Source organism: Legionella pneumophila subsp. fraseri (assembly GCF_000586315.1).
Classification (GTDB): domain Bacteria; phylum Pseudomonadota; class Gammaproteobacteria; order Legionellales; family Legionellaceae; genus Legionella; species Legionella pneumophila_B.
Genome location: NZ_JFIM01000033.1, coordinates 1 through 25,682 on the forward strand (window position 1 = coordinate 1; position 25,682 = coordinate 25,682).

Below are 25,682 nucleotides of genomic sequence, written 5' to 3' on the forward strand. Positions count from 1 at the left end.
TAGAAGCCTTTCGATAGGTGGCGGGGTCCATACTATTACGTCAGGTACTCCATCCTGATCGCTTGGGACAATTAATCCATGCCAATGCAGGGTTATTGGCGACGCACTTTTATTTTCAACTAAAACATGAAACATATCTCCTTTATTGGCAAAGTAACCTTTGTTGTCCTTTGTGCCGTCCGGATGGGTAAAAGTGAGTTTAAATTCCTTTGTTTTTTCTCCTTTACCATCGACCTGGAATTCTTCCTCACTGACGGTTATGACCGTCGGTTTACGTTTGTTATCTGTTGCATGAGAGGGGTTAAAAGGAGTTATCATGATAGTTACTATCATGATAAAAAAAGATATTTTACTCAAAGTTCGCACTGTAATTTTATTGATTAGAATTCTTTTCCAACGGGCTTCGGCTAGAGGAGTAAGTCGATAAAAGTCTGTTGTATTGGTCATTTTGATGGTTTTTCCATGTACATCATAGTTCTATTATTTTTATCAGTTAATAACGCAGTAAGCAAATCGCTGATTTTAGGGGTTATTAGGATTAATTTTGAGAATCAGTCGCGCAATTGCAAATAATTCTCGTTTGTATTATTGTTCTCATTTACTGGAATTACACCATGTCTTCAAGTTGCGATAATTCATGAAGGATGAGTGATTCGGCGTTTTTTTACAGGGAATATAATGAAAAGAATTTTTTTAACATCGATGATTGGGATAGTTTTAAATTCTGCATACGCTTTTGAGAAAATTGGAGCATGCGGAGCTCATACCTGGCATGAAGTGACATCGAAATCGGGGTCGTGGAAAATCACTTTAAAAATGATCAGTCAGAATGGCCAATTTGTTGAGCCTTCATGTGCAGAAATTGCTGAATCAGGATTGACTCAGGATAATCCTTTGCATTATGGACTTAAATTCAGTAAAGACGCAGATTTTAATCTGGCTTACACTTTAACGGCTGTTAGCGAAGAACAGGGTTTTCAATCAAAAGCTTGTGTGTTTGTTATCACCGCTAATGGACCTGCGCAACCGGATATTCAGGCGCTTAGCTATCATGGGGCTGAATGTGCATGGCGGGTAGTCAAAGGAGTAGGGGAAAATTTTAGTGTCGGGTAGCTCTATGAAGCAGCCTAAAACCACTTCTTTTTTCTGAAAATTAAAAACAATACAAAAGCACACAGCACTATCAATCCAAGGGCCCAAAAGTAGCCATATTTCCAACCTAATTCCGGCATCCAATAGAAATTCATCCCATAAATGCCGGTAATTAAACTTAAAGGTAAGAATATGGCTGCGAAAGCGGTTAATACTTTCATGGTTTCATTCATGTTTTGCATCAACTGATTATCGATTTGTCCTAATAAGCCATTTAGCATATCGCGAAGAGAATCGACTTCATTGACAATAAGGTGGCAGTGATTCGATAAATTATATAAAGAGGTTCGACACTGCTCTGAGATGACTAAAATATTTCGGCTTGTGAGGCGCATTAATATTTCTCTTATCGCTATGGTATAACGCTTAATTTTCATGACGCCATGCTTTAATTCCAAAACTTGCGAATAGGTGTTTTTATTAGTGGTACGAACTTGCGCGTCCAATTGATCAGCCAATTCTTCATAAGCCAAATGAATTTTGGCGTAATCATTAATTACTCCTTCCAGAAGCAAAAATAACAAAAAACAAGATGTTTTAGCATAGGGTAAGGATTTTGGGCAGCTTTTTAACAGATCAAACAAGACAGACGACAGTGTTTTAGAAGCAGTAAAGCAATAATTGGGTGTGAGATGAATAATCAAATTGCCAAAATCAGCATCATAACTGTCATTCAACTTCATTGAGCACAAGCCTTGAATTTGCAAAGTGAGCGCTTCATCGATATCTATGGTTGTGGATCTATTGTCTTTTTCTCCACACAATTGAATCACTTGTTCGGGTAATCGTAATTTCTCTCGCAATTTTTTAAAGATATTTTTTTGGTTTAAATTGCTATGTATCCAATAAATTTTATCTTTATCCTGATAATCGATGTTTAAATCCTCAATCGCAATTTTTTGCATACTATGATTTTTTAAATCAAATTCAATAGCGATTGATTCAAACGAATGCATTTCAATGCTCATCCCTATACGATTAATTTCCTCATATAGTTTAAGAATAGGAGACTTAAATGATATTGACAAACTATTTTTAAATAGCCCGGGTTTTCCAATAGACTGTGAGTATCTCGTGGCTAGCTAGTCTTCTGTTTCGCCGTTGCCTTGTTTATATTCTATCTCTATATATAATTCAGGTTTTGTTCTGGACAATGAGTATAAAATCAGAATCCATTAATATAGGTTATTTTTGAGCATTTAATGAATCAAGATATGGAAAAGATTGAAAAGATGTACCAACTGATTATGGAAATGAATAAGTTGAAGCTTGTTTTCCGTAATACCATAACTAATCCTCAACGAAAGGAAAGCACAGCGGAGCATTCCTGGTCGGCTTCTATGATAGCCATCATTCTTATGAATGAATTAAAAAGAGAATTTATAGACGTCGATGAATTAAAAACTATTAAGTTGGTTCTTATCCATGATGTCGTTGAAATTTATGCTGGAGATGTTTTGGCTTTTGATATGGAAGCAAGAAAGGATAAGGAAAAAGTAGAATTGGAAGCGCTTGAAAAACTGAGGGCTGTTTATCCTTCATTTGGGATAGAATTGGATGGTTTATGGCATGAGTTTGAGGAAAGAAAAAGTCTTGAGGCAAAAATAGCCAAAGCAGCCGATGCGATTTGTCCAATTTTCCAACGTCTCCAGGCAAAACAATCTTATATCCCTTTTAATATTTCAATGGCTCAACTTGAAAAAACAAAATACCCTTATTTTCAATTTAGTGAAACGTTTAGTAATTTGTTTGAAAAATTAAAAGTGGATTTACTCAAAGAGCAACTCATTCTTTCCTAGTGTCATTTATGCTTGCTTTCAACACATCCTGCCAGACTCAATGTTAAAGAGCTCTCAAGACAGATTAAAAGTTGGTGAATCAAAATGAATCCTCTATACTTTTAAAAACTCTTATTATCAAGAAGATAAGCATTATGTATGATGATCTATGGAAGCCTTATGTGTCTGCCGGCCTACCCTCTTTAAAATTGGGTGGCATTGTCTTAAATGGCCAATTACTCTCTGAAACACCTATTCACTTAGTGTTAAAGGCTTTTAATCGACATGGTTTAATTGCAGGTGCTACCGGAACAGGTAAAACAAAAACCATGCAGGTATTGGCTGAGCAATTATCCCTAAATGGAGTACCCAGTTTAGTGATGGACATTAAGGGGGATATTTCTGGCTTGGCTATGCCAGGTGAAACTTCTACTAAATTAGTGGAGAGAGGCCAGCAGTTACATATCGATTTTACTCCCCGAGGTTTTCCAGTAGAGTTATTGACGCTTACTCCGGAAGACCCTGGGGTTCCATTACGTGCGAGAATTGATGATTTCGGGCCATTGCTTTTTTCGCTGATGCTGGATCTGAATGAAACCCAATCGGGAGTAGTGACTGTATTATTTGAGTATGCCAGGGCGAATCAACTGAATTTGGTTAATTTGGATGATTTTAAATCCTTGCTCCAATTTGCTCAAACGGATAGAGGCAACCAGCTGATTGCCGCACAATTTGGCGGAATAGCTTCAACATCTATTGGTACTATTGTTCGTAAAATCATCGAGCTTGAGTCTCAGGGAGGCAAACAGTTTTTTGGTGAGCCTTCCTTTGTTATTCAAGATTTGTTGAGAACGGATGCGAATGGCCATGGTGTTATCTCGATACTAAGATTATTAAATATGCAGGACAAACCTAAGTTATTTTCCAGTTTTATGCTGAAATTGCTGTCTGATGTTTATCGCCAAATGCCGGAATTAGGTGATCCGGACAAACCACGGTTGGTTCTCTTTATAGACGAGGCGCATTTAATTTTTAATTATTCCAGTAAAGCATTACTTAATTTAATAGAAACAATAGTTAAGTTAATCCGATCCAAAGGAATTGGTTTGATATTTTGTACTCAAACGCCTAACGATATCCCTGAGATTGTTTTAAGCCAATTGGGGTTAAAAATCCAACATTCATTACGTGCTTTTACTGCAAAAGATCGAAAAGCTTTAAAATTGGTATCGCAGAATTTTCCAGTATCCAATTACTATAATACGGAGCAACTACTCACTACTTTAAGTATAGGGGAAGCGTTAGTGAGTGCCTTGGATGCCAAGGGTCAACCAACGCCTTTAGTTCATGCGATGATTAGAGCACCTGAATCGCGTATGGGGCCTTTAAGCAATGATGAGTTAAAGGCTTTATTGAATCAATCGTCCCTTTTCGCTAAATATTATCAAATGATAGATGTGCCCTCTGCGAAAGAGAAATTGTCTGAACTAATCTCTGATCAACAAGTTGCAAAACAACAGACCAGTCAGAAAGAAAACAATTCCTCCGTGTTGAATAATTTAAGTAAAAACACCTTATTCCGACAAGTGGTACGTCAAGTTTTTAGGGAACTCACAAGAGCTATTTTGTCTTTGTTTAAGAGTAAAAGAAACTAGACCAGTGATTTTCCCATATTAATTTTTTAACTTATGCCACGCATAGTCAAAATAAATGCAATTCAATCGACAAGGATATACATGATAAACATCACAGGAACCTACACTGATCAATATCAATTGGCTATGGCTCAAGTCTATTTTTTAAAAGGGTACCATGAGCATAAAGCGACATTTGATTACTTTTTTCGTGCTCTTCCTTTTAAAGGAGGCTATGCGATTTTTGCGGGTCTGGAGGATTTAGTGGATGTTCTGGAACAACTTCGTTTTGAACAACAAGATATAGAGTTTTTACAACAGCAGAACATGCATCCTGATTTTATTAACTATTTGAAACAGTTTAAGTTCAATGGCACGGTGTATGCGTCGCTCGAGGGAGATGTTGTGTTTCCTACTCGGCCAGTTGTGAGTATCGAAGCCAATTTGATTGAAGCGCAAATCATAGAAACGTTATTATTAAATATTCTTAATTTTCAGACGCTTATTGCGACAAAAGCCAGGCGCATCAGACAGGTTGCCGGGGAACGTATTTTAATTGATTTTGGATTAAGGAGAGCACAGGGTGCTGGAGGGTATTTTGCAAGCCGTGCAGCCATAGTTGGTGGTTTTGATTCGACAAGCAATGTCAGAGCCGGACGTGATTATTCAATTCCTGTATCGGGTACTATGGCTCATTCTTTTATCCAGAGTTACGATAGTGAGATACATGCTTTTTCTGATTATGCCGAAGCATGGCCAGAGAATTGCATCTTGCTAGTAGATACTTATAATACCTTACAAAGTGGTGTTCCCAATGCAATCAAAATAGCTAAGGAAATGGAGAAGAGAGGGCATAGACTCAAAGGCATTCGCCTGGATAGTGGCGATTTGGCATGGTTAGCCAAAAGAGCTCGCCACATGTTGGATGAGGCTGGCTTAAACTATGTGGCTATTACCGCTTCCAATCAACTTGATGAGTATGTTATCAAAAATTTGTTAGAGCAGGATGCACCTATTGATGCTTTTGGTGTGGGGACCAATCTTGCGATTGGTGCTCCGGATGCGGCTCTCGATGGGGTTTATAAATTGGCATTTGTAAATGGCCAACCTAGTATTAAATTATCAGATACCCCTGCAAAGATTACCATTCCTTATCAAAAGCAAGTATACAGGGTACTCGAAAAAGATGGGACTTATCGAGGTGCGGATGTTGTGGTTCTGAGAACAGAAAAAAAAATTGATATGATGCATCATCCTTTTGAAATTCTAAAATCGCTTTCGATAAAGCACTATAAACAAGAGGCATTACTGTATAAAGTGATGGAAAATGGCAATCGGTTGCTACCTAAAAAATCACTTGGAGAAATAGCCAGGTTTAGCCAACAAAGCTTTTCTAGATTGCCGTTCGAATACAAGCGTTTTATTAATCCTCATATTTATAAAGTGGGTTTAAGCACCGAGCTTAAAATGAAGAGAGATCAGCTGATAGCTGAACACTCAAGGTAAATTTATGAAGACTTTAATCATCCTCGACGTTCAAAATGATTTCATGCCAGGCGGCTCACTGGGAGTACCGAATGGTGATGCTATTGTTCCCGTTATTAACAGCATTTTGCACTATTTTGATCTGATTGTTGCATCACAAGATTGGCATCCCCCGAATCATATCAGTTTCGCCTCCAATCATCCGGGCCAGAAACCCTTTGAAAAAATCAAACTGGGTGATATGGAACAAACTTTATGGCCTGACCATTGTGTCCAGGGCAGTATTGGTGCTCAATTTCATCCGCAATTGAATACTAATCCTATTGAAGCCATTTTTCGAAAAGGAACTGACCCCAATATAGACAGCTACAGTGGTTTTTATGATAATTTGCATCAGAAAACTACCGGACTGGCCGGTTACCTACGCGAAAAAGGCGCTAAGGAACTTTATTTTTGTGGTTTATGTGCTGACATTTGTGTTTATTTTACAATTAAGGATGCCGTCAGTGAGGGATTTTGCTGTAGTTTGATTGAGGATGCAACTCAAGCGCTTGTGAAGTATGATTTCATAAAAATAAAAAACGAATTTATCAAGCAAGGTGTTAACCTAATTGACAGTTCAAATTTACAATTTGATGTCGAAGGAAATCCCCCGGCGTATTTTTAAGATCCGCTACCATAAGGTTTCGTGATGATTTCAAGAAGGTGCCCATTGGGGTCTTCAAAATATAATCCTCGCCCTCCATCATTATAATTCATCTGACCTAATCGGGTTTGTCCCGGGTCAGCCCAATAATCCACTTTAAGTTGACAAATTCTCTTAAAAATGGCATCGAACTCAGTCTCTGTTACTAAAAAGGCATAATGTTGAGAAGCAATTTCTTTATTTGTTTCACAGAAATCAAGGCTCACCTGGTTACTCATCTCAACCACAAGAAATGGGCCATATGGAGTTGCTTCGGGTAAGCCTAAAATCTCAGTGAGAAAGTGAGCTGATTTATCACGATCTTTCACCCACACGATAGTATGATTCAGTTGTATATTCATCATAACTCCTTGTTCCTGTCGATTGAAGAAATTGAGTTACTTTATTTCATTGTTTTTTTATGAAGTATAGGAATAGTCCCATCATTAAGATACACAGGATAATATAAATTGCTGGTAATAAATATTGTGACATTGGTAATACGCTTAATCCCAAGATAACCACAGTAACCAATCCCATATTGATAAAATTCATTACCGCGGAGCCATGGGCTTTATCGGAAGTGTGGCTCATAGCAAATGTCGAAGCATTTGCAAAAATAAAAGACAGTCCCAAATATATAAATATCATGGGAAGAAATAGCTTGATGAATGCTGAATGATGGGTCAATGCGGCTATCATCATTGCCAGTGCGGCAAACCCTGAGATTGAAATGCCCAATTGGATTCCTGCACGTTGCGAGTATTTTTTCGCAAATTGAGCGGACAGGACTGAGCCCAGAGTCAGGCCTAAGGAAGGTAAAATATTGGCAAGGCCATACTCTGTTGTACTCATGCCTAGCAAATTCATAGCAATAAACGGTGCCGTCGCTGCAAAAAGGTAGACAAAACAGGACGCGCCACCCATTAGTGCCCCACCAGAGATTAAAGGTTTGTTTTTAAATTGACTTACATATCCATGAAGCAGATGCTTCATTTGAAAAGCATTGAGTTGAAGACTTTTTTGTGTTTCGGGAAGCTGTGTGGCCATCGCAAGCAGGATGAGTCCATAAACAATACCTGCATAAAAGCAACTTTCCCAGCCGTAATGAGAGTTTAAAATGCCCCCAAGCGCAACACTCATACCGGGTGCTATCGCAAAAGCCAGCATCAAATAGGAGGTTTTTTGTGCGGCTAATTTGGGTGGATAGGATTCATTAACCAAAGTGAAAGTCATTTTTAGTCCTACGCCGGATCCTAAAGCTAATAGAAACCGTCCTAAAACAAGTAATGGATACAGGGCAAACATTCCGGCCAATACACATAAAATACTGCTGATAATTTGCAAGCTAATACCGCCATAAAGTGTTCTTTTTCTTCCATAGCGATTCGTTATAGGGCCATAAATAAGTTGGCCTAAGGCGTAACCAATCAAAAAACTGGTGATAGTCTGTTGCGCGGCATGCTCTGTGATCCCAAAAAATACAGTGATGTTGGGCAAGGCCGGTGTAAATAAGACAGCATTTACGGAAGCAAAAGAAATTAGCAACAATAAAGTCACGAAAGAAAGTTTGGTTTTTGGATACATGATGAGAATAATTTTAACGATTAACAGTTAAGAACAGTATAATTATTGACAAAATAATTAACAATATCATAATTAATTAACATTTATTAACTATATTGCAATAATAAAATTGAAATCATGGGTAAATTTGATCAAATCACTTACTTTATTGCTGTTGTTGAAGAGCATGGTTTTGCAGCAGCCGCAAGAAAATTTGGCGTATCTACAGCCGCTGTTAGCAGGCAGATTGCACGTCTTGAAGCCGAGCTAAAAGCAGAGCTGTTGGTGAGAACAACTAGAAAATTATCATTAACTGACATCGGGGCTCGCTATTATCAGCAATGCAAAAAGACTCTTTTGGAGTTAAATGAGGCAGAAATAGCGATTGCTAGTAGTCGGAATGAAGCGGTGGGCATATTAAATGTTACTAGCAGCCGTTATTTTGCTATGAGATTTCTTCTCCCTTATTTACCAGAATTCATGGAGTTAAATCCAAAATTGCAGATTAAAATTGAATTGGCGGAAAGATTTCCTGATTTAGCTCAGGAAAACGTTGATGTACTTTTTGGTGTTTCTATGGAGGGCCCCCCTGAACTGGTGCGTAAGCGAGTTTCTACAACACGGTATGTGCTTTGCGCATCGCCGGATTATCTGGCAAAAAATGGTATTCCCAAATCACCTTCCGAACTTGGGAAGCACCGTTATATCACTCACAGCATGCGAAATCCTGATAATTTGGTTACATTTAAAGACAATGAGCAGATTTATGTTGAACCTGTGTTATGGCTCAATGATAGTCGTGCTTTGTGTGAGTGCGCTTTACTTGGGATGGGAATTATCAAATTACATGAATACATAGTGGCTGAAGCATTGCAAGATGGGCGCCTCATTGAGGTTTTGCCTGAATTCCAAGAGTCCAGTTTATCGGTGTACCTTTATTATCAGGCAAGCCGATATTTACAGCCTAAGATACGAAGATTTATTGATTTTTTTACAAAATAACAATAAAAGCAAGTATTTTGTGTCATTCTAGCAGGTCTGAGTTAAAAGCAAAAAAGTTCGGGGGCACGTGCTTTTTTTAGAGAGAGATGTCAGGTTATGCAAGGTCTCATTATGTCGCAAATTAGGTGTATCTGTTAATAAATGCTTCAGGTTGCTTTGTTAGAATAACAACAGTCAGAAACATTATTAACTAGAGAATCTTGAAATGTTTTTAAAACTTGAAAAATATAGTCCCATACTTTGCACAGCAATTTTAGAAACATATGGTAATAACCCTAAAGTTCTAATTTTCTGATTGTATAAGTGTAATAAAACATGATAAAATGTGCACAATTTTTACTATTTGTTTGCATATATATTAACCCTATAGGATTGCAATAGATAGTGCCACTTTGATTTAATTAATTTTTAGAAGTTAATATGCATAAAAAATACAACTACTACAGTCTTGAAAAAGAAAAAAAAACATTCTGGCAACATATACTGGATATTCTGAAGGCCCCATTTAGGCTACCTGGGTGGGTCGTTTCTTTTTTCTTGGCACGAAATATTACTCATGTGGCATTAAATCCTAATAATATTCCGCAACAACGTTTAATACATCTTACAAAAACAAGCAATAATCCAGAGGATGATATTGTTGTCATTAATTTCAAAAAACGGCCTCCTCACAAATGGTTTAATGACACGCTGATTAAAATAGCCAATACCATTGCGGCTCTTCCTTTTGTAACACCAAGATTACGTACAAGATTACATTACGATAATGAGAATGATATCAATCATGTGAACAAGTTGCTTGCCGAGATCGATGCGCTTGTTCAGGGCAAATCAAAACAAAAGTATTGCAAAGGCAGGGCATTCGATTGGTCAAAAATTCATCTGAAGGGATTGGAGTTCCTGGACCCTAAAATGAGAGGCTATGTTTATGAACAACTGCATGAAAAATATGGTTATGTCTCATATACAACAAAACGCAAACCTAATATTGAATTTTTCACCTTAAAAACTCCTGATGGATCTGAATTGGATTCAGTGCAAGTTACAGGTGAAGACGAAGAAAAAAAACCAATGGGGGAACGCAAGTTTATTATTACCTGTATTGCGCGGGATCAAAATTTCATCAATTGGATAAAGGATTTAAACTATACGGCAAAAAATCTGGGCGCCACAGCCATCAGCTTCAACTACAGAGGCGTAGATTACAGTCGCGGTCTTGTCTGGACAGAAAATAATCTTGTCGACGATATTCTGGCTCAGGTGCAAAGGCTAATTAGCCTTGGTGCCGACCCTAAGAACATCTGCCTTGATGGTATGTGTATAGGTGGGGCGGTAGCAACAATTGCCGCAGCAAAACTTCATGAGAAGGGCATGAAAGTCAAGTTGAATAATGAACGCTCTTTTACTTCTCTTTCTTCTCTAGTATTTGGTTTTATTGTACCTGAGTTACAAACAGCAAATTGGTGGAGCCCTTTGACTTATGGTCGCTTCCTACTGGCTGGTGTAGTTTATGCTTTACTCACGCCTTTAATTTGGCTGGCAGGATGGCCAGTTGATGTGACCAAAGCCTGGAATAGAATACCTGCTCAGGATAAAATGTATTCTGTTGTGCGGGATAAAGACAATGGTTTGTACGATGGAGTAATTCACGATCACTTCTGTTCCATTGCGTCGTTGGTTGATTCTCAAATTAATTCTATTTTATATAAATTATCCACTGATCAGCCGCTTACTGAGGAAGAAAAACAAATTTTGTGTGATGATCAGTTTTCTCACCATTTTAAACCAAGTCAAAGTGTTTTAAAAAATCCAAAATACAAAGGCCCGCATTTTATTTCCCGACAAGATTTGGTAGCTGAGCTTGGTCATCGAGAAGAATATTCCAATCATGATTATTTCCTTGACCGCTTGCGGGAAAAATTTCAATTGGATCGCGCAAAACGGCCAGTGGCTTTGACTGAAGATGGGGAAAAGGATATAGATGGGATTCCATCGCAACTATCTAATCATAAAGAGCGTCCCTTAATTATTGCCAGCAGTGGAGGAACAGGGCATATCTCAGCCACGCATGGCATCATTAATGATTTACAGAGTAAAACAGATAATGTTGTCATTACGCAGCATCATGCGGAACTTTACAAAAACAAGCCCTTCTCAATTACATCTGTTCTGATTCGTATTGGTGTTTGGTTTACCTCTCTTCCTATCCTGGAAGACATACTGAAAGGAGTTATGAGGTTTATCGGATATCCCGTTTTACCGAGCTCCTCCATCTTTTGGGATCAAATGTCTAAAATACAGCAGAGTGAAACTAAAAAAGAAAATGGAATTGAAACAGGCAGAACTCGTCCTTATGTGGACATGCTGTTGGATATATACCCGGAGGGATATGAATACACGGCATTCAATAACGCGACTCACTTGACTTCCAGTATTGAAGACATTCAAACGATGATAAGCTTCAAGGGGCATGTTGAAGAGGATAACAGGAATATAGTCTATCAAAATATATTACAACGCCTTATGCATGCGGCGAAACAGAATACTCCTTACACAAGATTAATTTCCACACAGGCACTTTCTTTGGGAGCTATTTGCGATGCCGTTAAATACTACAATACGGTATTTCTGCCTGTATACAATGCTGAAAGAGGAACTTCCTATCAGCCTATTGCTATTGATCAGTATATGACCGATTTGCCTTCACTGGGTTGTATTCATTTTATGAATAATTTGGAGGAACTCACATCAGAGCAAAGACAATTGATGGAGATACATGCAGTAAATATGAGTGAACCATTTAAAGAGGCGCATTTTGGCAAAGAACAAGGCTTTAAAGCGGTTCATAATATTGACCCACGCAATAACCCAATGATTCGCAATGCCTTTAAAGACCCCTCATTGACAAAATACCTGGATAAGACCCAGGCATTTGATTTGCACTTTAATGTTTATAAAAAGGAAAAGCAAAGTGCACTGCCAGTGTTAAATGGTAAAGAAAAAATTACAATCAAACCGCATGCTAAAATTGCTTCCATCATGATAGGCTCTCTGGCGGCAAATGCTTCAGCTGATTATGCGAAGTATTTATTGAATCAGGGGTATGAGCATATTTTTCTTTTCGGCGGGCTTAATGATTCCATTGCAGCACGTATCGATCAAATCATCAATTCTTATCCTGCCTCCAGGCGTGATGAGATACGTAAAAAAATTATTCTCCTGGGGAATCAATCTGACGTTGAAATGGCACCGATAATGACGCGTAGTAACTGTGTGGTTATCCGTGGGGGTGGTTTAAGTGTCATGGAACAAATGGCCATGCCCATTATGGATGATAAAATTGTATTATTACATCATGAAGATAATGAAGAGGGCCCTTTAACATCTGGTCTCAGTTGGGAAGATGGGAATGCTGATAAATTAATTGAGTACCTGTCCGAAAAAGGGGCATATGCTAAAAAAACTTCACCTGGCTTGTGTTCCGGTCATCTCCATGAGGCAGAAAAGGATTTTGAAAAGAAATATATTACCCAGCTGAAGTCGACAGGAACCAAGGGAAAAGTAGATTTAACAATCCCTCAGCAAAAGAAACCTCCCCTGAAAAAAGAATGGGATAGGAAAACGGGATATACTGAATCCGGACATATATTATCCCATCAGCATAGATTTTTTAACACGATACCTGAAGGAAGAGAGCCATTTGGCTCCAAGGAAGAGATACATCACCATGAGCAGCTTTCTAGTCAAAGTTTGGTTAGTGTAACCGCTGGTTGATAAAATATGCCTCTAATCATCGAGGCTCGTTTTAGAGCGGCCTTCTCTGAAACTTGTCTGCTCGGGATAGTATCAATTTGTGATTGCAATACCTACTGATTGATGCAATTCCAAAAGCAGAATTGTATTTTATTAGCCCACATTGCATTTTATATTTTATTTTAGTACAATTACATGCCTTTTTGACGATTAAATGAATTTTTTTGTCATTAATTATATTTTTTAATAATAGAGAAATCAATATGCCTAAAATTTTAGATAGCAATGCATATCGCGAGATGGAAAATGAGCTCAATAATCTTTTCGAGCAAATTTATAAGCATGGTAAAAATGACAGAACCGCGATTACATTACAAGCTCAGCAATTTTTAGATAATTTGAGTGAATCCATAAGGGATCATTCCCGCTTATTGCTTACCAACATTGCCAGAGAAGAACTCATTTATTTTAAGGAAAAAAAACCTGGGGATTCGCGAGAGAAATTTCAAAATATCGATAAGATGAGTGATTACTTTAACAATTTATCTGCATTGATTAATTTCTCGGTGATGCAGCAAGAAGATCCTACTCTGCGGGTTTTTTATTATGATATGTATATTCAACTAATGAATTTTTGCTATCTTAAAGGAGATTTGTTTGGAGCAGGTGCAATATATACGGGATTAATATCCAATAACCTCCCTAACTCTATTGATCGGAAGCAATTGAGTTCCGAGAGTCGCTTGATTTTTAAAGATTGTGAAGAAAAATTTAAGCGATTATTTAATCTCTCAACGACATACAATGCACACAATAATTTAAAAAGACAATTCAAAACTGCTTTGATACCCGCATTACCAGCACTTCTCACGGTTCAGATATATACTAAAGACGCTTACGATAACTCTGTCAGCGATTTTGAAAGAATTCAGGAGAAGTTACGTCAGTTGGATATAGAACATAATCGGTTTCTTAATCAATTACAAAATGACCATTCAACCTGGTCTAAAGCTTATTATGATTATATGAGTAATGTTTATCTCCCGCAAAGCATATTCGAATACACGACTCTCTTAAGAGAGTATGAAGAACTTGTCACAACACATGGTGGCTCTATTGCGAAGCAGTTTCATGAGGATAAGAATTCAGAACCTCTGGTAAATTTTGTTGAATCAACGCTATCAGAAAATCAATCAGTTCTCAAAGTATCTCCTTTTCAAAATGAGAGAATTGTTGAAATGCTTTCCGAGATTGACGTGGTAAAAAGTGAGTGCTCAAGCCCAGCTGTGTTTGATGACCTCTCCTGGAAGTTGAGAGACATGAATTGTACCTTGGTAAAAGCTAAATCTATTGGTGATTATACTTCCAAAATTTTTGCAAATCTTGATACTCCATACATGGAAGAAAATACGGATGAAGATCCGAAACCAGTGCTTGTAGAAGAACTGCAAACGGATGATGTGTACCAACTTCACCATAGTGGTATGAAATTGATGCGTGAGCTCGAACAGGCTATAGAAGATCATAAACCGAAAATTACTTATCATTGTTCAGGTGAGGCAAACTATGGTTTCTTTAGTGAAGCCAGGAGGAGAGGGAGACATTTGAGTCCAGAACCAATGGATATCGAAGTCATGGATGTGGATGTTATGGATTATGATGAGAATGATTTACGTGATCAAACCGTTATGATTACGGTGTAATTTGTCTTGCATCTATAATTGCAATCCATCGGATAGCTCTTGTAGATGCCAATCCGATTTTTATCTTATTTTGTCCTATTTCCTTGCAGAAGTTTTTCTATCTCTTCTGGTGGTATAGGCTTGCTCATTAAAAAGCCCTGAATGTCATTACATCGCCTTTTCTTGAGGAATTTAAGCTGGTTTTGCGTTTCGACTCCTTCGGCGATGATATTAAAATTCATACTTTGTGCGATAGCAATAATCGCATCAATGATCGCTTCATCTCCTGGCGATTTTGAAATATTCTGAATGAATGATTGGTCGATTTTAAGACTATCGACAGCGACCTGTTTTAATAAATTCAGGCTGGAATTTCCTGTGCCAAAATCATCTAAAATAATCAACACACCCAGTGATTTCAACTTTTTGATCGTTCTTTGTATTTCTTTGTCAATAATCACATTTTCAGTAATTTCCAGCTCCAGACAATGAGGTTCGACTGAATATTCTTTTAAAAGATCCTCCACCATTGCAGGGAAATCTCGTTGTCTTAACTGTTTACTTGCTACATTACAAGCGACACGAATTTCAGGCAGCCCCATTGTGCGCCACGTACCAATTTGTTTACAGGTTTCCCGCAAAACCCACTCCCCTATTGGTACGATAAGCCCTGAACTTTCGGCAGTGGGAATAAAATCCAAGGGTAAAATAATACCTTTTTGCGGGTGATTCCACCGGATTAATGCTTCCATGGAACGAATCTCATGAGTATTAACTGTAAATTGAGGCTGGTAAAGGAGGAAAAACTCATGATGGATAATCGCTTTTTGCAAGTCCAATTCCAGCTGAAATTGCTGGTTTGTTTTCTTGTTGAGTTTCTCTGTATAAAATGAGAATTGGTTACCGCCGCGAAATTTTGCCTGATACATCGCCATATCCGCATTACTGAGTAAAGTGTTTACTGTTTTGCCATCTGTTGGATAAACGCTAATACCGATGCTGACATGAATATTGATGTCTCTTTCAGCGATATGAAATGGTTTTTGAAAGGATTGGAGGATTTTTTGAGCTACTCCGGCAATTTGCTCTTCAGAATTAAACGATTGAAAAAGCATTACAAATTCATCCCCACCAAGTCTGGCGAGAGTATCCTCTTTTCGCACCAAAGAACGTAATCGTTCAGCGACGGCGCACAGTAATTGATCACCGGCTTCATGGCTCAAGCTGTCATTGATCATTTTAAAGCGGTCCAAGTCAAAAAATAGTATGGCAAATTTCATTTTATGGCGGGCATAACCGCTGATAGCATGTTCAATACGATCAATTAATAACAAGCGATTGGGTAAATTGGTTAATACGTCATGAGTGGCCTGGTACTCCAGCTTTTCCTTTAATCGCGTTTGCTCAGTGATGTCTCTGAAGCTCCATACACGGCCTACTGTTTGCAGACCAACGCGATGCGGTTTGGAACAGCATTCAACCACTTTACCATTTCTAAAATGATAAATTTGTATACTGGAATCATCGATGTGAATAGAAAATTCTTTAACATGTTGGGCATGCTGTTCTGAATTCAGTAATTGCGTTGACATATACTGAATGAGTTGGGATTCGCTGGTTTTTTTCATGATGGATTCGGGTATATTCCACAATTTGACGAATTGAGAGTTGTAATCAACGATTTTCCCTTGTAAATCGACAACCAGAATGCCATCCGAAGAGGACTCAATCGTTGCTCTCAATAAGGAGAAGGATTGTTGCAAAGATTCGGTTCTTTCCTCTACCAATTGATTTAAAAATTCAGTGTGTTTTTGAGTTTCTCTGGCAAGTACCCATTTTTGTGTTAACGCGCTTGCCAGCTGTCTTACGGCAATCACATCGAAAGGTTTTTTTAATACCAATAAATTATCACTTAAGCCTAAGGTATTCACTGTGCTTTCCCATGAGTAGTCGGAATAGGCACTGCATATAACAATTTGTATTTGTGGATCAATGGCCCAAATGCGTTTGATGGTTTCTATCCCATCTATCCCCGGGGGCATTCTTATGTCAACAAAGGCGAGCGGGTATGGCCGGCCTTCTTCAAGTGAGCGTTTCACTTTTTCTATGCCTTCAATGCCTTGAGTCGCCACATCGATTTCAAATTCAGGCAAAGAAATTCCAAGTTGTTCTGTCTCATCATCAAACAGCTCGGCATCAAATTTATTTAATAATACAGAGTTCTTGCTGACATTTAAGATTTTCATAAAATCCTGATGAATCGCTGGATTGTCATCGATGACCAGAATGCGAAAAGATTCAGTGCTCATTTCTACCTCGTACCCAAGGTTTTTGGATTGATGGGTAAATCTAATATAAATTGGGCGCCTTTGCCATTGCCATTACTTTCAGCGTATAGCGTACCACCCAGATCCCGTGCATAAATTGCGGAACAGTGTAGTCCAAAACCATGACCATTTTTTTTGGTTGTAAATCCAAAAGAAAAAATTCGATCCAGGTTATCTTTTTGAATTCCAAGGCCATTATCATTTATTTTAATCATAATATGATTATTTTCTGCTCTCCTGATGGAAATAACAATTTTTCTGGAATCATTCGCTTCGTGTAATAAAACAGAATCTTTCGCATTAGCGAGTAAATTGGTAAGAATTTGAAATAACTTGGATTTGTCAGTGATAAACTCATTGATATCCGGTTCAATCTCAATACGGACATCAATTTGATGTTTGTCCAATATGACTGATTTTACCGCATTAAGAATCACATCATGGATTGAAATTTTCTCTGTTAAATTCGATAAGCCGCTCAATGATTGCTGCATGGCTATGATTTCTTTAATATGATTAATGTTAGTTTCCAGACTGTTGGCTTCCTTCATGTTTTCTTCATATTCTTCATGCAGGGTTTTCGATAACGCGTCCAAATAGGGAAGAATCAATTTACCTTTTGGATTCTGTAACAAGTATTCGCTTAATTGATTGATGTTTTCGTCAAGCATGGTTTTTATAGCGGACAGTTTTTTATAATGAATGTTGGATATATTCTTTTTCAGAATAATGGCAGAAACATTGACGCTGTTTAAAATATTGCCCACATTATGAAGTATCGAGGTGGCTACTTCCGACATCCCGGCAAGACGAGCTGTTGAAACCAGTTTATTATTCAGTTCAAGAACTTGTTCTTCAATTATTTTTCTTTTGGAGATATCCATCAAAACCCCGGAAATTTCATTTTTCTCCGGGTTGGCTCTTGCTATGGTTCGGTACCATTTGTACTCATTGTCTGCATTTCTTACTCTTAGCTCATAATCATAATCTTCTTTTTCTTTGAGGGCTTTTTCGACCACATTTTTTAGTCCTGCCTTGTCATTAGGATGTACAATATCCAAAAATGAAGAATAGTTCAGTGCCGCATTACTAGGCGGCAAACCCAGAATTTTAAATAGTCCTTTGGACCATGTCGCAGTATCTGTGTTTGCATCATAATGCCAATATCCCATTTGCGCTATATCTTGGGCGTATTCGAGTTTCGAATTAATATCCCTCATTTCTTTAGAAGAAATATCAATAGAGCGCTCTAATAAATAGCGGTCTTGATCGTTTTCGTAGTATGTTTTATTGATATGTGCAATAAATTGAGTCCAACTCTCCAGATTTTGTGGTAATCCATCAACAGTAAAACCAAGTTTTTTTAACTGTCGCCGCAACAACCGATGCATTTCTGTCATTATTACTGAATTCCTTTTTGGTTTATGGACTCTCTAACAGGGTCGTAATGGTCATGGTTTGATTATGCAATTCGCAGGTACCTGTTGCCAGAGGTGATAATTCACCGTAAGAGTAGAAGCCAATTTGTATCGATTTAGGAGGCAGTGATTGTAATGTTGTTTCTGTCTCTTCCTCCGTAAGTTCACCTAATACCAATCTTCTGCCGACGCAACTGATATCGATTGCCAAAACAGGTTGTGTATTCAAGTTTCCATTTTTAAAAAGTCTATCATTAGCGTTTTCTCCCGCCTCATTGGCACTGACAATCAGGCGGTCAAAATTGGCACGCATTAATTGAGCATAGTATCCTTGAGGCAAATCGCCAGCAAAAATGAGGGATTGCTCTTCTTCATTGACTCCCAGAATAGTGCGCACAATGTGTTGAGAATCTGGTGCAGATGGGTTACGGATAGCAAGCGGGTAAAGCAAGCCTGCCGCTGGTAATTCAGAAGCCCTGTCACCAAGATAGGTTTTATAAAGTTTTAGCGCGGGCTGGTTGTCCAGTTCATAGAGAATATTTGCTTTAGATTGTGTAATGACTCTTTCTGGTCCAAAAATATCCCAACCTCCTCTTGAACCATGCCCTACATGGATTTGATCACCATAAAACCCTACTGCCCCAATGCAATGGTCTATAATTTTTCCATCGTAAATAATCCAGGTATTTTTAAAATCCGCACCATCTCCTGCCAGACCGCCTGTAATAATAACCCCTTTGCCAGCATGCTGGTTTAATCCTTTAATTAATTCGGAACCGTTGACATTTAAGCCATCGGACAAAACAAATATGCTTTGGGGATTTTGCTTTTGATGCAATGATTTTGATAAATGAATTCCTGCCTCATAAGACTCTTCAGTGCTTTTAACCTCTGTTTTTGCCAATTGAAGTTTCGTTGACTCAAATTGAACTACTGCAACCGAAATGCTGTTATCAAAAATATTAGGCCCAAAAATTTCTCCTGCAGTGGAGCATCCTATGATTTTTGATTTTTTATAGGCTTGAGCCAATTCTTCAATTGGTTTGCTGTTTGCCCTAAATACGGGACTGGCAAAAACTAAAATTAAGGTATTCTCGGAGTCGAGTTCAGGAAATGTTGGGATACTCCACCCCTGGTTTTGAATGTATTGAAATGATTCTATTTTCATCATATGGTGTGATTCGGGTTTATCTTATGATTAATTATAGTCTATGTTCAAAAGGATCAATGAAGAGGAGGGTTATCTATTGCAATGTTCATATAGAAAAAGCGCAAATTCATTCCTGTTTATTATCACGATTTTGCCATTTTTTGAAGTTGCTTAGTAAGTCATTAATCAAGCGGTCATTGATTCTTTTTTTGAGATAATAAGCATGAAATGGGATTGTGAGTTCAAGGTCTTTTATTTTTAAGATTTTTAACTTTTCTGATAGCAAACTATCAGGCAGATAACTCCAGCCTAAACCGTACTCTACTATAGATTTTATTGCATCAATAGTACTCATTTCAAAACCCAGGTTTAACACCAGTTGATTTTTTTCAAATAGGGTATCAATTTTATCACGCAGCGCAGCCCCCTGCTCAGTTAAGATGGCGGGGAACTGTGAAAGTTCTGAGAGTGAGAGTGCGGAAGTTCTATGGGCTAGCTCATGATTTACTGCCACAACCAAATTCAGTTTTTCCTCCCAGAGCAAAGAATCGCCCAATAATTTTTCAGACACTTCCCGTGCGGGGCAGATAACCAAATCAACCGTGCCATGGTTCAGAATATACTCCACTTCTTTTTCACTAATGGTTTTCAGATGCGCTTGGATGGCAGGATTGATTTCTTTTAAGTATTTAAAAAAACTCGGCAATACGTAGTGAGAAACATACACCGAAGCCCCTATGATGATGCTTTGTGTGAATTGTTGTGAGTTTTTAAGGGTATGGACCATATTTTGATGTGCGGAAAACATTTGCCTGGCATAAGGGATAAGCTGTTTGGCTGCTTCAGTAAAAATTAATTTGGAACCCTCGCTAATTATCAAACGTACATTTAACTCGTCCTCTATTTTTCGAATGCGTTTGCTCATGGCTGATTGAGTGACATGCAATTTTTTAGCCGCCAGGGTGAGGGAATGGTATTCAATGACAGCGAGAAAGGATTTGATGTCTCTAATGTCCATAGGATTCTTGCCTTTTTACAAGAAGTATAGCATAGAGGCACTAAGCGCTTTCTAAATAAGGATGGCAAGATCATCATAACGTTTAGGCCAAAATCGAGGCATCAGGCAAAGAAGGGCAGTGAATTGAAAACAGGCAATGACTCTGTCGATTCCCAAAATTTATGCGACACTGGTTTAAAGATTTAGAAGAGATAATCTACTTTAAAAAAAACTGTATGCCTAAAAATGTCAGGGTTAATAAAATGGAAATCATCGGGAAAACAATAGGGAATGAAATAGCCTCTGGTGGTTTTTTTTCTGTCAGTTTGATTTTAATTAATGAGGCATGAATGATGATAAAAATACACAATATGATGCTGCTGGTTAATTTGGCCAGGGTTGTAATAGGGAGGGCATAGGCAAATAGTAAAATAATAAGAGACACCAGTAAGGTCGAGTTGACTGGTGTTTGCGTTTTGGAATAAACAAAGGAGAATATTTGAGGGGCATTTTGTTGATTAGCCATACCATAAATAAGTCGCGAAGCCATAATAATTTGCACCAGAATTCCATTGGTAATAGAAATTAGTGCAATGATTGAAAACAACAAGGGGGATTGTCCCTGAAGCTTAATAATTTCAATAAGGGGCATGTCCGTTGTGACTAAAGCATTGGGTGGTATGGTCGAGACGATAACCCAGGCGACTGCAACATATAAAATGGTTGCGGATATTAAAGCAAGAAAAATAGCTTTTGGAAGAGTTTTTTCAGGATTTATTGTTTCCTCGGCGGTATTCACCATATCTTCAAAACCAATAAAAGCATAAAACGCAATAAAAGCTCCGATAAGCACCCCATCAAAAGAATGAGGAAAAGAGAAGGATTGGATGTCGATAGAAGCTAATGAATAACGACCGTAATAAATAATCATCAATAATCCACCCACTTCCATGAGTGTCATGAACAGGATAAGAGTCGCTGATTCACGAATACCCCAAACAGCAACTCCCGCTAAAATGACAACTAAAATAGTGATGATAAGGGAAGGCGGTAAGGGTAAAAACAATTGAAAATATTTGACAAAGCCATGGGATAGGGTGGCTGCCGAGATCACACCTGTTAAAATCACTATCCAACCGATTAAGCCAGATAGCCACCTTTGCTGGAATGCTTTCCGCACATAAAGAGCGGAGCCTGCGCTAAGCGGTAACCTTGAGCTTAGTTCCGCATAAGAAATGGCAGTAAAAAAAGCGATGATGGAGGCGATTAAGAAGGATAGAGGGGTAAATTGTGCTGCCTCCTTTGCAACTTCACCAACAAGGGCATAAATTCCCGCGCCCAATATGGTTCCAAGTCCATAAAAGGCCAGCAGTGTTAATGATAAAGTCCGTTTTAAGTGCATTACTCCCCCATTTTATCTGGAGATCTATAGTCGTAGAACAAGTCTTCTTTTTTGTTTGCTTACTTTTTTATTTTTCGCCGGTTACTAAATAGATAGTGAAATTAAATTGATATTCACCATGATATTTGGCTTGGCATTCATTATCGTAATATTGAACCATAGCTTCGTTGATTTTTTGTATCTCTTCATTGGGCAATTGTTCTTGATAAAAAGCAATGCCATTGACGAATTTCCTGAAAACATCCAGGGAAGGGAGGGTAATGGATTGCCGGCATAGCTTTACTTTTAGCTCCTGACAGCTTAACGACTCCAGTTTTTTTTCCAGATTGTTTAAGTGAGAATAATCTACGGGAGGGATAAAATCATGCAAGGATACAAATTGCCCTGATTTTTTTAAAGCGTAATAACTCATGATAAACGGATCGTCTCCTGCTGGAAAAAGAGTAAGAAATTTTCCCCCGGGTTTCAATGCGTTAACGATATTTAAAAATGCTTTTTGAATATTGGCACATGCCCATTGCAAACACCAAAAAGAGACGACATAGTCAAATTGTAAGTGGAAGTCCATTGTGAGTACATCGGCTTTCTGGACTGAAAAGTTAGGATATTCCTTACTCACGTCTTGGGCTAAATGTAACATATTCTCGGAAGCGTCTATGCCTAATACAGAGCCTTGAGGCACTTTCATAAGAATGTTTTTTGTAAAAGCGCCGTTACCGCAGCCGATGTCCAATATTTTGTCGTCAGGCTTCATTTTCAGGCAGGGTAAATATTCTTCAGCCACAGTCGCTTGAATGTAAGATCCAATGGCGTAGTTATTGGCGGGCCACTCACGTCTTGACATACTTATTCCTTTCTTTTGAGATGGTTATTTATTCCATAATTGTTCAGGTCATCATTGTTCATGATACATCACGGATAGTCTCTAAAATAGATCATGAATTCGTTTATGAATAGTTTTTTATTGAGATGAATGAATTAAATCAATTATAGTGAGCACTGTAAAAAAATCAGGATGTTTTTACTTCAAACTATGAAAAGGAGTCAGGTATGTTCAACCAGAGTCAGCAAAAAATTGTTTGTGTACTTTATGATGATCCCAAGGGTGGCTTTCCTCCAAACTATGCCAGAGAATCCATTCCAGAATTGGATCAATATCCTGATGGTCAAAGCCTACCTGCTCCTGATTCGATGGATTTTATTCCAGGTGAACTGCTAGGTTCTGTTAGTGGTGAATTGGGACTGAGACAATTTCTTGAAAGCAATGGACATCAATTTATAGTAACCTCTGATAAGGATGGCCCTGATTCAGTATTTGCCAGGGAGCTGAAAGACGCTACTGTCGTCATTTCCCAACCTTTTTGGCCAGCCTATTTAACTCGTGAACGTATTGAGAGAGCGCCTAAACTTAAGCTGGCAATTACAGCAGGTATTGGTTCAGATCATGTCGATTTGCAAGCAGCCATGGAACATAATATCACTGTTTGTGAGGTCACTTATTGTAATAGCATCAGCGTTGCTGAACATACAGTAATGATGATTTTGGCCTTGGTGCGGGATTTTATTCCCCAATACAATACGGTAATTGATGGCGGGTGGAATATCGCGGATTGCGTCAGTCGCTCTTATGATTTGGAAGGCATGCAGGTGGGATGTGTTGCTGCAGGGCGAATTGGATTGGCTGTTTTAAGACGCTTAAAGCCATTTGCTGTAAAACTGCATTATACCGACAGGCATAGACTGCCAGTACAGTTGGAGCAGGAACTGAATTTGACTTATCACCCCTCTGTTGAATCCATGGTGAAAGTTTGTGATGTGGTATCGATTCATTGTCCATTGCATCCGGAAACAGAATACCTTTTTGATGAGCGATTAATAAAACAGATGAGACGAGGCTCTTATTTAATCAATACCGCCAGGGGGAAAATATGCGATCAGCACGCTGTGGCCAAAGCTCTGGAATCTGGGCATTTGGCTGGTTATGCCGGAGACGTTTGGTTCCCACAACCTCCAGCCAAAAACCATCCATGGAGATCGATGCCAAATCACGCCATGACACCACATACCTCAGGAACTACCTTGTCCGCACAAGCGCGGTATGCCGCGGGAGTCAGAGAAATATTAGAGTGTTGGCTAGGGAACAAACCAATTAGGGATGAATATTTGATTGTGTCTCAAGGCCGTTTAGCCGGGGTTGGTTCTCACTCCTACAGTGCAGGCAATAGTACAACAGGGGCTGAGCAAGAAGTAGAATTGGTTTGATTCACCGTCGCTTAAGCCGTCTTATGTCTTTCTGTTTTCATTCAAAGTAGCCGCTGCCTTTAAAGACAGCGGCCAGTTCAGGGAAAAGGGACAAACAGTGATGATTTAAAATTTAAATAAATTCTTTTGGAGGTCTGGTTTTAAACCAACATCCTCTTGACCAAATGAAAAGAAAGCTGGATTGTAGACAGGGTGTGTTTGCTCAAACTGCTCTAGAAAATCGTCTGCTGTCTGTTTGTTATCCCAAGTGTTATGGTTTGAGTCAATATTTACTGTTTCTGTGGATTGATTGGCTGTTTCTTGTCTAGGTTGAGGCACTTCTTGTTCCTGATGCTCATATTTTCTTCTTTTTGTATTGGTATGAATTTCTCTCTCCGAAACGATTGATAGATCAAAATAATCCCTGTGATCAAGTAGCGAATGAATACAGTTTGCCATGTCTTTTTCAGATGATGTGTCACGCTCTGTAGTGCCTCCTTCTCGAACCGCATGAGTAAAACATTGACCTTCCTGATTGATTGAAAAATAATTCACAAGTCGGCCGAATCCCTCAAAAACGTAAGCTATTTCCAGTTGTTGATTACCTTTTGATAAGGGGAAAGCTAAATTTAACCAGGGGTCCATTAAAAACTGTTCATTGACAATTAATATAAAATGATTATTAAAGGTCGCTAATCGCAGGGAGTAAATTAGGCTTTCTGGTTTTTGTGCCTGGTGTAACAGAAGTGCAAAAGCAAAAAAAGCTTTTTCCTGGCAATTACCAAAACCGGAGCCTCTGCTATACAGAGCAATCTTCAGAATTTTATTTAGCCAGGTCAAATCAGTTCTTTCCAGAGTTTCATCAGCGAAAATTTGAGTTAGCTTAACCAGTGACGCATCGTCTTCATTATCGGTAGGTAAATCACAGGAACTGATGTTTTGTGCCAATTGATTGCCAAGCAGAATCAGCTCCCAGAGTTTTTTTTCTTCAGCATTGAGATGGAATTTATCATTAACTGTCCGGACTTTTGCTTTAACTTCCTGAACTTGAGAATGAGTAAGGGCGGCATGCTGATTCGGCTTTTTTGTTTTTTCAGAAGATTTGCAGTGAAGCTCTCTTTTTTTGGAGCGTTTTTCTTGTTGCTGATTGAGTGCTTTTTCTTTCATCTTTTGAAAATCACCTAAAAGGCTATCCATAAATAATTCCTGTCTATTTTTATCAGCCGCTTTGGCACAGGATTTTGTGAACATGTTACACTCTCTTTTAATAGTTAATTACGATATGACACATTGAACCTCTGATAATAATGAGCTGGACTGCTGTAAAAACAGAGCCTGGCTCACTGAGGCTGCTATTTTATAAGTTAATTATTAAGATAATATTAATTTTTGCATTTAAATTAACCTAAC

At 38.3% G+C, this 25,682-nt stretch carries 20 protein-coding genes; 9 read left to right on the plus strand and 11 right to left on the minus strand.

Annotated elements, in window-relative coordinates:
* Positions 1–447: multicopper oxidase domain-containing protein (locus CC34_RS01000000116255; RefSeq protein ID WP_032833112.1), on the minus strand; the 447-nt coding region annotated here is incomplete at its 3' end.
* Between the two features lie 231 nt (positions 448–678).
* On the opposite strand from CC34_RS01000000116255, the gene CC34_RS0108330 reads away from it, so the two are divergent.
* Positions 679–1,113, plus strand: coding sequence for a hypothetical protein (locus CC34_RS0108330; protein WP_027228531.1), 435 nt, complete (start codon positions 679–681; stop codon positions 1,111–1,113).
* Between the two features lie 14 nt (positions 1,114–1,127).
* On the opposite strand, the gene CC34_RS0108335 is transcribed toward CC34_RS0108330, so the two are convergent.
* Positions 1,128–2,108 (minus strand): magnesium transporter CorA family protein, encoded by a 981-nt coding sequence (locus tag CC34_RS0108335; protein ID WP_027228530.1) that lies wholly within the window; start codon positions 2,106–2,108, stop codon positions 1,128–1,130.
* A gap of 246 nt (positions 2,109–2,354) precedes the next feature.
* On the opposite strand from CC34_RS0108335, the gene CC34_RS0108340 reads away from it, so the two are divergent.
* The 4 genes from CC34_RS0108340 to pncA all read left to right on the plus strand — a co-directional run bounded on the left by CC34_RS0108340 (position 2,355) and on the right by pncA (position 6,716).
* Complete coding sequence (locus CC34_RS0108340; RefSeq protein WP_027228529.1) at positions 2,355–2,951, plus strand: HD domain-containing protein; 597 nt, start codon at positions 2,355–2,357, stop codon at positions 2,949–2,951.
* A 134-nt stretch (positions 2,952–3,085) separates the two neighbouring features.
* On the plus strand, positions 3,086–4,585 hold the full coding sequence (locus CC34_RS0108345; RefSeq protein WP_027228528.1) for a helicase HerA-like domain-containing protein: 1,500 nt from the start codon (positions 3,086–3,088) through the stop codon (positions 4,583–4,585).
* Between the two features lie 81 nt (positions 4,586–4,666).
* Positions 4,667–6,070: a nicotinate phosphoribosyltransferase gene (locus CC34_RS0108350; protein WP_027228527.1), complete on the plus strand. Its 1,404-nt coding sequence runs from the start codon at positions 4,667–4,669 to the stop codon at positions 6,068–6,070.
* Between the two features lie 4 nt (positions 6,071–6,074).
* Positions 6,075–6,716: a bifunctional nicotinamidase/pyrazinamidase gene (gene pncA, locus CC34_RS0108355; protein WP_027228526.1), complete on the plus strand. Its 642-nt coding sequence runs from the start codon at positions 6,075–6,077 to the stop codon at positions 6,714–6,716.
* Here pncA and CC34_RS0108360 read toward each other — a convergent pair.
* Positions 6,713–7,096 carry a VOC family protein gene (locus tag CC34_RS0108360; protein WP_027228525.1) on the minus strand — a complete coding sequence of 128 codons (384 nt, stop codon included), beginning with the start codon at positions 7,094–7,096 and terminating at the stop codon, positions 6,713–6,715. The genes pncA and CC34_RS0108360 overlap by 4 nt on opposite strands.
* Before the next feature lie 46 nt (positions 7,097–7,142).
* Positions 7,143–8,321, minus strand: a complete 1,179-nt coding sequence (locus CC34_RS01000000116260; protein WP_050598210.1) for an MFS transporter — start codon at positions 8,319–8,321, stop codon at positions 7,143–7,145.
* Positions 8,322–8,438: 117 nt separating this feature from the next.
* Here CC34_RS01000000116260 and CC34_RS0108370 point away from each other — a divergent pair, with 117 nt between their 5' ends.
* From CC34_RS0108370 to legG2, 3 genes are all read left to right on the plus strand, one after another.
* The gene (locus CC34_RS0108370) at positions 8,439–9,302 is read left to right on the plus strand and encodes a LysR family transcriptional regulator (protein ID WP_027264869.1); all 864 of its coding nucleotides are present in this window, start codon (positions 8,439–8,441) and stop codon (positions 9,300–9,302) included.
* Between the two features lie 420 nt (positions 9,303–9,722).
* Positions 9,723–13,076, plus strand: a complete 3,354-nt coding sequence (sdbA, locus tag CC34_RS0108375; protein ID WP_028379396.1) for a Dot/Icm T4SS effector SdbA — start codon at positions 9,723–9,725, stop codon at positions 13,074–13,076.
* 242 nt (positions 13,077–13,318) lie between these two features.
* Positions 13,319–14,758, plus strand: coding sequence for a Dot/Icm T4SS effector LegG2 (legG2, locus tag CC34_RS0108380; protein WP_028379397.1), 1,440 nt, complete (start codon positions 13,319–13,321; stop codon positions 14,756–14,758).
* 65 nt (positions 14,759–14,823) lie between these two features.
* On the opposite strand, the gene narR is transcribed toward legG2, so the two are convergent.
* The 6 genes from narR to CC34_RS0108410 all read right to left on the minus strand — a co-directional run bounded on the left by narR (position 14,824) and on the right by CC34_RS0108410 (position 22,875).
* The gene (gene narR, locus CC34_RS0108385; RefSeq protein WP_028379398.1) at positions 14,824–17,046 is read right to left on the minus strand and encodes a NosP-associated response regulator NarR; all 2,223 of its coding nucleotides are present in this window, start codon (positions 17,044–17,046) and stop codon (positions 14,824–14,826) included.
* A 2-nt stretch (positions 17,047–17,048) separates the two neighbouring features.
* The gene (gene nahK / locus CC34_RS0108390; RefSeq protein WP_028379399.1) at positions 17,049–18,464 is read right to left on the minus strand and encodes a NosP-associated histidine kinase NahK; all 1,416 of its coding nucleotides are present in this window, start codon (positions 18,462–18,464) and stop codon (positions 17,049–17,051) included.
* A 22-nt stretch (positions 18,465–18,486) separates the two neighbouring features.
* Positions 18,487–19,650 carry a nitric oxide-sensing protein NosP gene (nosP, locus tag CC34_RS0108395; protein ID WP_028379400.1) on the minus strand — a complete coding sequence of 388 codons (1,164 nt, stop codon included), beginning with the start codon at positions 19,648–19,650 and terminating at the stop codon, positions 18,487–18,489.
* A gap of 109 nt (positions 19,651–19,759) precedes the next feature.
* Complete coding sequence (locus tag CC34_RS0108400; protein ID WP_028379401.1) at positions 19,760–20,650, minus strand: LysR family transcriptional regulator; 891 nt, start codon at positions 20,648–20,650, stop codon at positions 19,760–19,762.
* Positions 20,651–20,846: 196 nt separating this feature from the next.
* Positions 20,847–22,031 (minus strand): APC family permease, encoded by a 1,185-nt coding sequence (locus CC34_RS0108405; RefSeq protein WP_028379402.1) that lies wholly within the window; start codon positions 22,029–22,031, stop codon positions 20,847–20,849.
* A gap of 67 nt (positions 22,032–22,098) precedes the next feature.
* Positions 22,099–22,875, minus strand: a complete 777-nt coding sequence (locus tag CC34_RS0108410) for a class I SAM-dependent methyltransferase (RefSeq protein ID WP_028379403.1) — start codon at positions 22,873–22,875, stop codon at positions 22,099–22,101.
* Between the two features lie 206 nt (positions 22,876–23,081).
* On the opposite strand from CC34_RS0108410, the gene CC34_RS0108415 reads away from it, so the two are divergent.
* The gene (locus tag CC34_RS0108415) at positions 23,082–24,293 is read left to right on the plus strand and encodes an NAD-dependent formate dehydrogenase (protein ID WP_028379404.1); all 1,212 of its coding nucleotides are present in this window, start codon (positions 23,082–23,084) and stop codon (positions 24,291–24,293) included.
* A gap of 105 nt (positions 24,294–24,398) precedes the next feature.
* On the opposite strand, the gene ceg10 is transcribed toward CC34_RS0108415, so the two are convergent.
* On the minus strand, positions 24,399–25,523 hold the full coding sequence (ceg10, locus tag CC34_RS0108420) for a Ceg14 family Dot/Icm T4SS effector (protein ID WP_028379405.1): 1,125 nt from the start codon (positions 25,521–25,523) through the stop codon (positions 24,399–24,401).
* Positions 25,524–25,682: the final 159 nt, after the last annotated feature.